This is a genomic window from Maricaulis sp., from assembly GCF_030149425.1.
Classification (GTDB): domain Bacteria; phylum Pseudomonadota; class Alphaproteobacteria; order Caulobacterales; family Maricaulaceae; genus Maricaulis.
Map to the genome: position 1 here is coordinate 1 of NZ_JASBRQ010000054.1, position 13896 is coordinate 13896.

General features: G+C 62.2%; 10 protein-coding genes. 1 reads left to right on the forward strand and 9 read right to left on the reverse strand.

Annotation, left to right across the window (positions count from 1 at the left end):
• From Q1V57_RS09410 to Q1V57_RS09425, 4 genes are all read right to left on the reverse strand, one after another.
• Window positions 1-1743, reverse strand: a 1743-nt coding sequence (locus Q1V57_RS09410) for a prolyl oligopeptidase family serine peptidase (RefSeq protein ID WP_300529956.1), incomplete at its 3' end; no start/stop codon positions are given.
• 122 nt (window positions 1744-1865) lie between these two features.
• The gene (locus tag Q1V57_RS09415; RefSeq protein ID WP_300529958.1) at window positions 1866-3677 is read right to left on the reverse strand and encodes an ABC transporter ATP-binding protein; all 1812 of its coding nucleotides are present in this window, start codon (window positions 3675-3677) and stop codon (window positions 1866-1868) included.
• Window positions 3678-3680: 3 nt separating this feature from the next.
• A complete protein-coding gene (locus Q1V57_RS09420) occupies window positions 3681-5108 on the reverse strand; it encodes a sulfotransferase family protein (RefSeq protein WP_300529960.1) in 1428 nt (475 codons plus the stop codon).
• A complete protein-coding gene (locus Q1V57_RS09425) occupies window positions 5108-5962 on the reverse strand; it encodes a sulfotransferase (protein ID WP_300529962.1) in 855 nt (284 codons plus the stop codon). The genes Q1V57_RS09420 and Q1V57_RS09425 overlap by 1 nt, the downstream gene beginning before the upstream one ends.
• Before the next feature lie 313 nt (window positions 5963-6275).
• On the opposite strand from Q1V57_RS09425, the gene uvrA reads away from it, so the two are divergent.
• Window positions 6276-9167 (forward strand): excinuclease ABC subunit UvrA, encoded by a 2892-nt coding sequence (gene uvrA / locus Q1V57_RS09430; protein WP_366145123.1) that lies wholly within the window; start codon window positions 6276-6278, stop codon window positions 9165-9167.
• 18 nt (window positions 9168-9185) lie between these two features.
• Here uvrA and Q1V57_RS09435 read toward each other — a convergent pair whose 3' ends face one another.
• From Q1V57_RS09435 to Q1V57_RS09455, 5 genes are all read right to left on the reverse strand, one after another.
• On the reverse strand, window positions 9186-10097 hold the full coding sequence (locus Q1V57_RS09435) for a hypothetical protein (RefSeq protein ID WP_300529966.1): 912 nt from the start codon (window positions 10095-10097) through the stop codon (window positions 9186-9188).
• 93 nt (window positions 10098-10190) lie between these two features.
• Window positions 10191-11063 (reverse strand): hypothetical protein, encoded by an 873-nt coding sequence (locus tag Q1V57_RS09440; RefSeq protein ID WP_300529968.1) that lies wholly within the window; start codon window positions 11061-11063, stop codon window positions 10191-10193.
• A 39-nt stretch (window positions 11064-11102) separates the two neighbouring features.
• The gene (locus tag Q1V57_RS09445) at window positions 11103-12086 is read right to left on the reverse strand and encodes a hypothetical protein (protein WP_300529969.1); all 984 of its coding nucleotides are present in this window, start codon (window positions 12084-12086) and stop codon (window positions 11103-11105) included.
• A gap of 82 nt (window positions 12087-12168) precedes the next feature.
• Window positions 12169-12813, reverse strand: a complete 645-nt coding sequence (locus tag Q1V57_RS09450; protein WP_300529971.1) for an exopolysaccharide biosynthesis protein — start codon at window positions 12811-12813, stop codon at window positions 12169-12171.
• 19 nt (window positions 12814-12832) lie between these two features.
• The gene (locus tag Q1V57_RS09455; RefSeq protein WP_300529973.1) at window positions 12833-13846 is read right to left on the reverse strand and encodes a type II CAAX endopeptidase family protein; all 1014 of its coding nucleotides are present in this window, start codon (window positions 13844-13846) and stop codon (window positions 12833-12835) included.
• Window positions 13847-13896 lie beyond the last annotated feature (50 nt).

Consider the following 13896-nt stretch of genomic DNA (forward strand, 5'->3'; position numbering starts at 1 on the left):
GTTTTCCAGATAGGAAATCCAGTTCTCCCACGGCGCTTCCATGAAGTGGACATCGACCATCTCGATCGGGATTTCCGTCGTGCCGTAGAAGCTGATCAGCTCGGTCAGGGCAACGAAAGGCGCAGAAGCCGCGAAGTGCTCCGACGCGATGGTCGCGCCCCAGGAAGAGGCAAAGCCGCCATAGGAGCCGCCGGTAATACCGACGCGGTCGCTATCGACAATACCCGCTTCGGACAGGGCCGTGATGCCATCAACCAGATCCCAGAATTCCTCGCCCGGCGCATCGAGATGGTCGAGCTTGGCAAAACGCTCACCGCGGCCCGTCGAGCCCCGGTAGTTGGGATAGAAGACGGCGAAGCCCTCACCGGCCCCGATATGACCAAGGCGGGAATAGCCATTGACCCAGCCATTATTGTCATGCGCTTCCGGGCCGCCATGGACGGTCATGATCATCGGCCAGCCGCCCTCCGGCGCCTCGCCCTGCGGCGTCACCAGAACACCCTCGATACGCTCGCCATCGCGGGCGGTGTATTCAAAGACGGATTGATTACCCCAAGCGATATCGGCCAGTTGCGGATTGTGATCGGTCCAGCGCTGCAGCGAACGGCCGCTGGCGACAAACAGCTCGCGCGGATGGTTGGCGGCATGAGCGGTAACAGCGAGTTCGCGATCGTCACGGTCATAGTCCATGGCGGAGATGACCATGCCCTCATGATTGGAGCGGCGCTCCTCGCGGCCATTGACGTTGTAATCCACCAATGCCGTACCCGTGCCCACAGCCGTCAGGGCGATGATGCTGTCGCGGTCACGCCAGGCGATCTGGCTGATGTGCTGCTCGGCATCGCGGGCGATCTGGGTGAACTCACCGGTCGCCGTATCGGCCACATGCAGCGTGCCTGCCGTCGGGTCAGCGCGGTCAGCGCCGGCCAGATAGGCAAAGCGTGAATTGTCCGGCGAGAAGGCCCCGCCGCCAATCTTGGCCGGGCTTTCAATGGCGGAGATGACCTCACCCGTGGCGGCGTCGACGATATGCCAGTCGCGCTCCATCAGGCTGTCATCAACCAGTGTCGTCGGGGCCAGCGCCACGGCGAGGCGGGACCCGTCCTCGCTCATCACCATGGAGGAGGCATGGCCCGGCAGGTCATGCTTGACCGGCTCGGCGCCTTCTTCGGCGAGATTGACCGACCACAGATAGGAAAAGACGCCGTTTTCTTCATAGACATTGGCGCGGAAGCCACGCTCGCGCAGCTGGCGCTGCACCGGGTCAGCAGCCTCGCGGGCGATGAAGAAAAGGGTCTCGCCGTCCGGCGCCAGGGCGTAGGACTGGATCGAGCTGGCATGGCTGAACACACGGCTCGCCTCGCCGCCATCGACCGGGATCGCGTACAGCGTCGTACCGCTATCGCCGTCACGGCGGGTCAGGAAGTGAACCGCGTCGCCATTGGGCGCCCATTCCACGCCCCAGACCCGGCCTTCGCCGGTGATATAGGGGCGGGCCTCACCGGCACCGGTCGCGATGTAGAGCTCGACATCGCCGCTGCCATCGGCGTCGCCGGCAACAATATTGCGCGGAACAGAAACGGTGAAGGCGACGTCATCGCCATCGGGTGACAGAGCAATGGCCCCGACCTGGCGAATCTCGAACAAATCCTCCAGCGTCAAGGCGTCCTGAGCCAGGCCCGGTGCGCTCAAGGCCGCCAGGGCGGCCAGCCCGGCAGCGCCGCGCAGAATAGTGCGATACATGTGAAACTCCCCTGTTGGGCACGTAATATTCTTGTAATCGCGCGCACCCTATAGGACCGGCAGGTCACACGTCGAGCAAAACCGGCTGCGGCGAAAGCGTCAAAATTGCTGGGGAAATGGCGCTAGCGATAAGCCTCGGCCTGCAGGGCAAACATCTCGGCATAGGGACCGCCTGCCGCGACCAGCGCATCATGGCGCCCCGCCTCCACCAGACGGCCCGCCTCCAGGACCAGGATATTGTCTGCCGGACGCAGGTTTGACAGGCGATGGGAGATCAGGATCAGGCTCTTGCCATCCCGCGGCTGCGCCATCAGCGCGGCCTCGGCCTTTACATCAAGGGCAGCTGTGGGTTCGTCGAGGATCAGCATGTCGGCGGCCTCATTGGCATAGGCGCGGGCCAATCCGAGGCGTTTCCACTGCCCGCCGGAGAGTTCGAATCCGTCGAGAAACCGCTTTGACAGCCGCGTCTCGAGCCCATGCGGCAAAGCCTCGATCACGTCGCTGGCCAGCCCCTTTTCGGCGGCGCGATGAGCCGCCTCATCGCTGAGCTCGGCAAAGCCGATACCGGCGGCGATGTTTTCCCGGGCCGTGAGCTTGAAATTGGTCGAGGGCTGGAACAGGACGCCGAAGCGGCGGCTCAAGGCGTCCCGGTCCCAATCGGCCAGGTCGAGCCCGTCCAGGGTAACGCGCCCGCTCTGCGGCCGGTACAGTCCCAGCGCCAGCTTCACCAGGGTGGATTTGCCCGCACCATTGACGCCGACAATGCCCAGCGATGCGCCGGGGGGAAGATGAAAACTGACATCCTCAAGGGCCGGGCGCTCGGCCAGCGGATAGGTGAAACTCACGCCCTCAAAACGCAGCCCGCCGGAGAGGTCAGGACCGGCCTTGGCCCCCTGCCCCGCTGGCATGACCGGCCGGTCGAGCAGGGCGAACAGGTTGGATACGTAAAGCACGTCCTCGACGACACCGTTAAAGGCAGAGAGGAGATTGGCGATATTGGCCTGGCCCTGTTTCACCAGGCCGACAAACATCGTCATCTGGCCCAGCGTGATCGTGCCGGCGATGGTGACCCAGACGATCCAGAGCTTGGCACCGAGAAACACAGCAGAGCTGACAATGGCGAGCGCTGCGCCCCATAGCGCCTGACGCCCCTTGAGCGCGACGTCATCCTGATAGAGCTCGCGAAACAGGGCCCGGTAGCGTGCCATGATCCGCTCGCCGAAACGGTAGTGCAGGCGCTCCTTGGCATTCCCCTCGGCCGAGATCAGGCCTTCCAGATAGCTGCGCTCACGTACCTGCGGCGTGCGGCCTTTGTAAAAGTTATAGGCGGTGTCGGAAAAACGCAGATTGCCGAGAAACAGCGGCAGTGCACCGCCCAGCATGAAGACGAGCAGGACCGGCGAGAAGCTCCAGAGCAGGGCCGCGACCGAGATCAGGGTCACCGCCTGCTGGCCGCCATCGAAAATGCGGTTGATCAGGCTATAGGGCCGGCTGGTCGCGAATTGCTTGGTGATGACCAATTGCTGCTGGGTATCGGCACGCTCGATCTCCTCCAGCGTCAGGGCTTCGGCGCGGTCAAGAATGGCCGAGCTGGCCGCGAACCCGACCTCCGCATGCAAGCGAGACTTCTCGAATGTCAGCAGACGGCGCAGCGCCAGCAGCGCGGCGAGAATTCCGGTCTCCACCCCAACCCAGATCAGGGCCTGATTACGGTCCTCAACGGCACCGCTCTCAATCGCCGCGACGACACCATCAACGACGAGTTTGGACGTATACAGCGCCGCGGCCGGTAGCAGGGCGACCGCAAGTGTCAGCACACCGGCCCAGATAATCAGCCCCGGCGAAGCGTCAAAAGCGAGCTTGAGCGTCCGCCAGGCATAGCCCAGCCCCTGCCGCAGGCTGATCGCCTCGCTATCGGGCTCAGCCTGGGCCATGGCCTAGGCCACGGCTTCCACCGCCGCCTGTTCGGCCAGCATTTTGCGCGAGAGGACAGCGCCCTTGTGCGGGAAAGGTTCGGTCGGGATCGGGCGGTCAAGGAAGCCGGCGAGCTTTTCAAAACCCTCACCGGAGACGATGTCGATCACCAACAGGTCTTCGGGCCGGTCCTTGAAATATTCCATCACCTCGCGGACATGACGGTCATAGACGGCGGAGAAGCGCTCGCGGTCGAAATTGTAACAGCCATAGACCGCGGCCCGCAGGAATTGGCGCATTTTCAGATGCACTTCCTCATCGGGATCCTCGACATCCTTGAAGGCCGGGCGGTTGAAATAATGCCGGGCACACGATCCAAGCCAGCCTTCCTTGTCACGCACGGTGAGAATGAATTTGCTGCCCGGGTAGAGCTTGTCGAAATGATGGTAGAAGGGAATGGTCGTGATGTCGGTCAGACCATCGAAATACTTCAGCAGGGTCAGATCGTACTGGGCGTTGGACAGTTCGGTATAGGTGTCCTCGTCGATCGGGTAATGGCTGCAATCATAGCCCAGCACCTGTAGGGCTGCGGTCAGGCTGCGGGTACCGGTACGGGACAGGCCCAAGCCGAAAATCTTCTGCTGCCGCGCCTTGCTGGAATAATCCACACGCGAGCGGTTGGTCTTGAGCCAGGTGTCGAGCTCGTCCCGGGTAAACTCCGGCTTTTCCTCCAGGCCCAGCGCCTGCATCTGCGAGGCAGCATGTTCCGGCAGGGCTTCGATAAAGGCATGCACCTCATCCGGGCTCGCCTCGGCCGGCACGGTCTCACGGGCATAATCCACCGCATTCCGGGCCATGGTCAGGTCGCACATCACGCCCGGCTCGACCTCCCACTTCTCCATCGAGCGGGTCAGTCGCGGCGCCTGGATCTTGGTCCGGCTGCGCAATTCGCGCAGGGCGTATTTCATGAAGATGTGCTGATAGGATTGGAAATGGTCATGCAGGATGTCGAAATTCCGGAATTGCTTCGACATTTTCCGCGGCTTCATGGCCAGGTTGCGCAGCCGTGACTCCGGCCGCAGCACGTACTTCATGTCGTTTTCCGGCACCTCCGTCTCGGCCATGGCCTGCACCAGATCAGCCCGGGTGATATGCACCCCGCAATGCAAACGCCCCCGGAAACGATCCGTGACATAGCTGTCGACATAGGGGGCATCACACCGCTCGATGAAGCCACGAATATCCTCAAGGATCAGACAGTCGGCATCGACATAAACAACATAATCCGCGTCATGCTCGATCCGAAGCATCTGGTTGACGCATTCCGTGAAAGGCCGGACATCATCGATGATATGCGTGGCATCGGGACGGATATGCTCGATGGCCAGCTCAAGCGCTACATCGCGGGTGCGCTCGTCAATCTGACGGAAAACGAGATCGATTTTGGCCATCACGCGGCCTCCCATTTGATCTTGGCATTGATATCGCCGGCCAGCGCCTCAAACAGCGCCGCATGCTCCGCAGACAGCTCCGACATCCAGCGCAGATCGAGCTCGATCCGGCCCGAATGCGCGCCGTAATAGGCCCGCGTCCGGTCCGTAAGAGAGACGAAAGCCTCCTCAGGATTGTCGAAAACCGCCTTGGCGGCGAGGTATTGGGTGCCGTTATTGCCGCCGAGCACATGATGCGGGGTCGCGGCAAAATCGAGCATGGCAGCTTCAAATTCGATGCCGAGCCAGGCGCATAAATCGCGCACCACGGCTTCGGTATCACTGGCCAGGTCCTCATAACGCAATTCGCGCTTGGGCCCTTCGAAAGCGTCATAAAGCGCGCGCGCAGAGGCCATCTTGCCGGTCCATTGCCGGATCTGTTCGCCCGGATCGCGCTCGGGGTATTTGCGGATACGCGAATTGACCACGGCCCGGCCATCGCGGGTGAGAAAAATGAGATAGGGCGTCCCGCCGGCGGCCCGTGTCTCCTCGGCCCGGCTGGCGATCCAGCGCTCGTCCTTGCTGGTATCGACAATCACCCCGGCGCCGGTAAAGCGGGCCAGCTGGGCGTGCAGCGGCTGGTTCTTGTCCCAGTGGAATTTCGACCACACCGGACAGGCCTCGCCGCAGATCTTGCAGACCCGCTTGCGTAGTGGCTTCGCCGCATCGTGGAGATAGCGGACCTTGGCCCCCTCGCCCATGTAGAAGGCGTCGGAGTGGGAGCCGAGCACCATGCCCAAAAGGGTCGAACCGGAGTGGCCCGCCCCGCAGACACCTACCGTTTTCAGGCCGTCTGGCTGCATTGTCGTCGTCATACATGTCCCCGCCGGAATCCCGCCCCCACGGCGATTCCCGCATCCCTCAGGCATCTTTTGGACCGCGAATTACGCCGCATTGCAACAAAAATGCGTCTAGAGAGGTGATTTCAAACGCAGAAGTTGTCCGATGCAGGCGCAAGGCTATGCGCCCCCCTCTCCCGCCATAACCCTGTCAGCATCCCCGCAGCGGGGGCACTGGACGCACCCGCCCCGCAGGCCTACATCTCCGCCTTCGCGCAGCGACTGGACAGACCGGTTATGTTCACGCAATGTTCCGCGCGAGTATTTCGAATCCGGATGAAGGCAGGCAATCCGCATGGCGCTCGACAAGATCCGCGTACAGGGTGCGCGCGAACACAATCTCAAAGACGTTTCCGTCGAGCTGCCGCGTGACAGCCTGATCGTCTTCACCGGCCTATCTGGTTCCGGCAAGTCCTCGCTCGCCTTTGACACCATCTATGCCGAGGGCCAGCGCCGCTATGTCGAGAGCCTGTCGGCCTATGCCCGCCAATTCCTCGAATTGATGGCAAAGCCGGACATGGACTCCATTGAGGGGCTGTCCCCGGCGATCTCGATCGAACAGAAAACCACCTCGAAAAACCCGCGCTCCACGGTCGGCACGGTGACCGAGATCTACGACTATATGCGCCTCTTGTTTGCCCGTGTGGGGACGCCCTATTCGCCGGCAACCGGGCTGCCGATCGAGAGCCAGACAGTGAGCCAGATGGTCGACCGGCTGATGGAGCAGGAGGAACGCTCGCGCTTCTACTTGCTGGCGCCTGTGGTCCGCGGCCGCAAGGGCGAATACCGCAAGGAGTTCGGGGAATGGCTCAAGGCCGGCTTCCAGCGTGTCAAGGTCGACGGGCAATTCTACCTGCTCGAGGAAGCCCCTGAGCTGGACAAGAAGTTCAAGCACGATATCGACGTTGTTGTTGACCGGATCGCCATCGCCGAGGGCCTGGAGAGCCGCCTGGCCGACAGTCTGGAAACTGCCCTGCGCCTGGCCGATGGCATTGCCGTTGCCGAGAGCGCCGACCAGAAGGACGAGCACGGCAATCCCAAGCGTATTGTCTTCTCCGAGAAATTCGCCTGCCCGGTCTCCGGCTTCACCATCCCGGAAATCGAGCCGCGCCTGTTCTCCTTCAACAACCCGTTTGGCGCCTGCCCGAGCTGTGACGGTCTCGGCCAGTCACTGAAATTCGACCCGGACCTGGTCGTGCCCGACCGGGACAAATCCCTCAATGACGGCGCCATTGCGCCGTGGAGCCGGGCGACGTCGAAACTCTATCAGCAGACGCTGCAATCCTTGGCCGGGCATTTCGGCGGCGACATGTTCCAGCCCTGGCGCGACCTGCCGGAGAAGTTCAAGCAGATCATCCTCTTTGGCACCAAGGAAGACGTGACTTTTGTCTATGAGGACGGGTTGCGGAAGTTCGAGACCAAGAAACCGTTTGAAGGCGTGGTGCCCAATCTGGAGCGGCGCTGGCGCGAGACGGACAGCAGCTGGGTGCGCGAGGACCTGGCCCGCTTCCAGTCGTCCCAGCCTTGTGAAACCTGCGGCGGCAAACGTCTGAAGCCGGAAGCCCTGGCGGTGAAGATCGACGATCACGATATCTCCCAGGCCTCCGAACTCTCGATCCGCAATGCGCGTGACTGGTTCGGCCAGGTCGAGGACACGCTGTCGCCGAAGAACCGGCAGATCGCCGAGCGCATCCTCAAGGAAATCCGCGAGCGTCTGAAATTCCTGGTCGATGTCGGTCTCGATTACCTCACCCTCGACCGCGCCTCGGGGACGCTGTCCGGCGGTGAAAGCCAGCGTATCCGCCTGGCCAGCCAGATCGGGTCCGGTCTGACCGGCGTGCTCTACGTGCTCGATGAGCCCTCAATCGGCCTGCACCAGCGCGATAACACCCGCCTGCTCGACAGCCTGCAGGGGCTGCGCGATCTGGGCAATACGGTGATCATTGTCGAGCACGATGAAGAGGCCATCCTGACCGCCGATTATGTCGTCGATCTCGGCCCGGCCGCCGGTGTTCATGGCGGCGAAATCGTGGCAGCGGGCACGCCGGCCGAAATCCAGGCCAATCCGAAAAGCCTGACCGGCCAGTATCTGTCCGGTGCCAAGCAGATCGAACTGCCCTCCCAGCGGCGCAAGATCGACAAGAAGAAACAGGTCAGCGTGATCGGCGCGACCGGCAACAACCTGAAAACCGTCGACGCGCATTTCCCGCTCAAGGTCCTCACCTGCGTTACCGGTGTGTCCGGCGGCGGCAAGTCGACCCTGACGATCGAGACCTTCTACAAAGCCGCAGCCCGCCGCCTGTCCAAGTCACAGCAGGTTCCCGGACCGCATGACCGGGTCGACGGGCTCGATCAGCTCGACAAGATCATCGATATCGACCAGAGCCCGATCGGCCGCACGCCGCGCTCCAACCCGGCCACCTATACCGGCGCCTTCACTCCAATCCGGGAGTGGTTTGCCCAGCTGCCCGAGGCGAAGACCCGCGGCTATAAGCCCGGCCGCTTCTCCTTCAACGTCAAGGGCGGGCGCTGCGAGGCCTGCCAGGGCGATGGCGTGGTGAAGATCGAAATGCACTTCCTGCCCGACGTCTACGTCCCGTGCGATGTCTGCCATGGCAAGCGCTTCAACCGCGAGACGCTGGAGATCCAGTTCAAGGGCAAGTCCATCGCCGATGTGCTCGACATGACGGTTGAGGAAGCCGCCGACTTCTTCAAGGCCGTGCCATCGGTGCGCGACAAGATGGAAACGCTGAAACGTGTCGGTCTGGGCTATGTCAAAGTCGGCCAGCCGGCGACCCAGCTCTCCGGCGGTGAAGCCCAGCGGGTCAAGCTGTCCAAGGAATTGTCCAAGCGCGCCACCGGCAAGACGCTCTACATCCTCGACGAACCGACCACAGGCCTGCATTTCGAGGACGTCCGCAAACTGCTCGAAGTGCTGCACGAGCTTGTCGAGGCCGGCAATACGGTGGTGGTCATCGAGCATAATCTCGACGTCATCAAGACCGCCGACTGGATCATTGACCTCGGCCCTGAAGGCGGCGATGGCGGCGGCGAAATCGTCGCTGTCGGCACGCCCGAGGATGTCGCCGAGGTCGAGCGCTCCTGGACCGGCCGCTATCTCAAACCACTGCTCGAACGTGATGCCGGGCGGGCCCAGTCAGCCAAACAGAAGGCGAGCTAGCACTCGCCCTCACGCCCGCTAGACACGCTGCTCTTCAGCGCCGTCGCCCACACTGTCATCGCGGACGGCGACATAGGCCGCAGGGCCCGACAGGATGAAGAGCATAACGCCGTAAAGCCCCAGCAGGACGAGATAGGCCGGACTCCAGACAAACTGCGCAATCGTCTCACCGGCCGCAACATTCCCAGACTGCCAGATCTCCGTCGGCATGATGGAAAACTGCACCCCCAGGATTACCGCAGTGAGCACCAGGTAAGGCAGGCCAAGGGCGAGGAAAAGCTTGACGCCGACGCCCGATGTGGCCTTCCAGGCGCCCAGGCGGAGCCTGCGATCTCGGGTCGTCAGCGTATAGACCGGCAGGATGCGGGCGTAGATGTAGAGGCCGATCGCCATGACCGGCAGCTGAATGGCGAGCGCCCCGATGATTGTCATCAGCGGGTCTCCGCTCTGCATCCCGCCTGCCATCAGCGGCAGCATGATCATCGACAAGGGGATCATGACGATAAACAGGCCAATCATGACGACAATCGAAATGGCGATCACAAACAGGTGCAGGACCAGGTAGCGCAGCTCGTCGAGGCCCAGCTGCAACGGCAGGAAGACATTGACCGTGTCGCGGACCAGCAAGCGGTTGAGCCCGGCGAACACCACGGTGCCGATGACCAGCTGGATGAGCATGAGCTCACCCCAGAGCTGGACAAAGCTGACCATGTCCAGCCCGCCGCTGGAGGCTTCAACCAGCATCATCTCCGAGTAAAGAACCTCGATGCGCTCGAGATAACCCTGACCGGTGACTATCTCCAGACCGGCAAAGACCGCCCAAGGCACAATAATCACCGAAGCAATGAACACCAGAAACGCCAGCGGCCGTTCGCCGAACCGCTTCACGCTGAAGAACATGGCATCGAAAATACGAAACTCACTGGTCATGATGACCCCCAACTCAAAACCCGTTCGGCCTGCCCGGCACCCCTCTCAGACCGGTATCACTCCTATCAGCCCTCTTCCGGTCCGAAAACCAGCCTATGCGCCCAATTGGCGCTTCGCGGCAATGGCCGCGGTCGGGCCCATCATCAACAAGGCCAGCACCGACTGAAGCGGCGCTGCGATCCACTTCCAGTCGCCGACGGGATTGGCCATTTGTGCGGCCAGGGCTTCGGCATCCGGAGTGGTCACGGGGTCCACGCCCATCGTGAAGCTGGACATCATCACATCATAAGCGAGCACGAACTGCACCAGCATCATCACGGCATAGATCACGAGATGGGCAAAGAAGAGCGACCAGCCCATGCCCTGGCTGGCTTTCCAGCCGCCCAGGGTAAATCGGCGCTGTTTAATGGTGAGCGGAAAGCTGACCGATATCCGGCCGACGAAATAGAGCACCGGCAAGAGGGCCACGAAGCCGGTGAACAAGCCGGCATAGGCCGCGCCTTCCGGATCTCCCGCGGACAGGGCCAGCGCCAATGCTACGCCGACAATGCCGGCCACAATGGCTGCGACGATGACAACACCGAGGAAAATCAGGCCGACAACGAGGAAGAGCAGGAGGAAATTCAGCTCATCACGTCCGAGCTGGATCGGGAAAAACGGCTTGGCATCTTCCCGTACGAGGACGCGATATCCGCTGGCGTAATGGATCGCGCCGAAGATGAGCCCCACCAGCATCATCTGTCCGATCGCCGCGAAATAAGGGCCGACCGCCCCTGTCGACAGCCCCAGGGAGGCCTCGGCATAGCTCAGGAAAAACGCCATCCCGCCCGGCGATTGCGCCCAGCTGTAATAGCCGATCATGATCAGACCGAAGACGGCAACGAAAACCGCTGAATGCACCGGTCGCCAGAACAGGGTCCGCACCCCATAGGTCGCCATGTCAACAAAACCCACGCGCTCGCTCATCGCTTACTCCCCAAATTATTCTTTCCAGCCGGCCCGCGATCAGTCGCCACCGCCATCGCCACCATCTGCGCTATTGTCGATCGTCGCATCGGCCGCGTTTTTATCATCGCCCTCGGGCTTCCGCTCATTCGCTGCCACCACGGGCTGGCCATCACGCCGCATTTCGACCGGCAAGGTTCCAGCATGCCAGCGCACCACATAGGCGACGGGGCCCAACGAATAGCCTATCAGCAAGGAGACCAGCAGAAACAGATAAGCGGCCATAACGACGCCGCCGACGGTCGAAAAATCACCGGCCGTTCCCGTGGCGTCAACGGCCATACCGCTCAGCGTCATGATCGGGAGCATCGGCAGCATCCCGGCAAATTGCATCACCATGCTGATCACGCCCGACACCAGTATCGCCCCGAGGAAGGGCCAGAACACGCCCTTGCTCACCCGCCAGACACTGAGGCCGACAATGCGCCTTTCATGTATGCTCCAGGCGAGTATGGGCGAAAGCCGAATAGCCACCCAGAAATAGGCCCCGACCAGCGCGATCGCCACGACGACTATAGCCGCAGTTGCGGGTCCGTTGGGGGCGCCACCGTCCTGCCCGCCCAATGCTATAGCGATCCACCCGATTGGCAGGAATAGCAGCCCCATCACAAGAGCAATGAGGAGCAGTAGGAGCATGAGCGTGATGATCAGTCGCAGCTCATCGGCGCCGAGGCCGATCGGCCACCAACCTCCGCTCTGATCGCGCACCAGGAAGCGCAACCAGATCGAATAGATCGCCACAAAAGCGAACAACAAACCGCAATAAACCAAAATCAGGAATGGCCAGGACGGAACCTCTTCAAGGCGCCCATCCGGTCCCGACTCGGGCAACAGATCCTGCAGTCCGAACAGGTAGATTGCCGCAAAAATCAGCACAAAAGGCATGAAGGCCCAGACGGCGACCCACAGCGCGGAGAGTGGCCGCTTGAAGACCTGCAGCGGCATGAAGAACACCGCATCGGTGAAGTTGAACCCGGTTTTCATGATTCCCCCAAATCAGATCCGCTCATGAGACACGACACACGTCCGGCGTGCAATGCCGTGACAAAACCAGACGTGGAAACGATCAGAAAACCAACTCGGCGACACCCCAGAAGGCCGCGCCGGAGGCGATGATGCCGGTGAGCAGGATCAGGCCGTCATGCGTGGTCAGGCCGATCGCGAGGAAGATCACACCGATCGCCGGGATGACCACGCCACCGGGAACCACGGAGGCAACGAACATGGCCAGGGAAAGCAGGACGCACAGGATGGCGACCAGGACGGGCCAGGGCGGCCCCATCATCAGGTTGAGACGCGGATGGATGAAACTGTCCAGCCGTTTCAGCCAGGGCCGGCTCCATTCCAGCGAGCGTTCGAACAGTCCGCGCGGAACCGCGATGCGCTGCACGCTGCGCGGCAGCCACAGGGATTGCCGGTTGAACAGGAATTGCAGTGAAATCAGCAAGGTCAGCGCCGACATCGTCCAGGTCACACCCGGAATGGCTCCGATAATGGGCAGGATGGAGATCAGCGCCGGCAGCAGCAGGAGCGGCCCATAGGAGCGGTGGGCCAGCGCATTGAGAATATCGCCGACACAGAGCTGTTCTGTCTGCGGACCGCCGGAGAGGTCGTCGAACAGGGTCTCCAGACGCGCCGGCCGGGCTGAGCCGATCTCGGCCTCGTCCTCGCCCTTAGACGCGCTGCCGGGATCATCCTCGCTGCTGGCCAAACCCTGTCCTGACTGCCGCCTAGCGGCGTTTGCGGCGCATGAGGATCGCCGCCACTACGGCCAGTGTTAGCATGACCGCCAGCTGGGTGAAGAGTTCCGGCGTGACCGGGACCGCCCCGTCCTCGCCCATGCCGGTCGAGTTATTGAGCACTTCGGCGAACAGGCCGAGCCAGTCGTCGTCCGGTTGGCTGAGCATGGCCACAGCCAGCCCGCTGGTCAGGATGGCGACATTGAAACCGCTATGCACACCGCTGGCGCCGGCAATCGATCCCTCCTTCCAGGCGAGGACGGAAAGAAACAGCCCGGTCGCCGCGATACCGCCAAGGGCGATTGATCCGGAGGCGATGCCCATGGCCAGAACATGGGCATGCAAAAGACCAAAGACGATGGAGTTGATCAGGATCGCCGGCATCATGCCGCCGCGCGCCGCCAGAGAGGACATCATCCAGCCGCGAAACGTCACCTCCTCGACCGTCGCCTGGAACATGAAGAGGCCGGCGACAATGAGCAGCGGGACAAAAAGCAAAGGCTGGCCCAGCCGGGAATAGTCCAGATTCTCAAGGTCGGGCATGTCCGCGGGGGTCGAACCGGCCAGCTCGGTCAGGGCGAAGGCCACCAGGCCGAGGCTGAAGGCGATCACCACGCCGCCGATAAAGCCGAAGACATAGCGCAGCGTCCAGCCGGGTCCGCCCAGCCCGATCGTGGCAAAATTCCGCTTCTCCCGGAACCGGGTCCAGATCAGGGTGATACCCCCCCAGACGGTAAACTGCCCCAACAGCGCGAACAGCAGCATCTTGCCCATGAAGGGCCCCTGCATCAGCGCTGCGGGATCATCCAGCTCGCCGCCCGATGAGACCATGGCGGCGACGACCATGGCGATGACGACAAGGATCGAAGCCAGGGCAGCCAGACCGAAGAAGAGAATTTGAACCAGGATCGTGGCCCAGGCCGGTCCAAGCTTGGACTGAGCCGGGATCGGTGCATAAGCCGGTTCGCCGGGCCAGCCCGGATTATCCTCTGCTGTGGTCGACATGGCGGCGTACTCCTGAAGAACGCGGTTGGTGCGGACAAGATGCGGCCCGG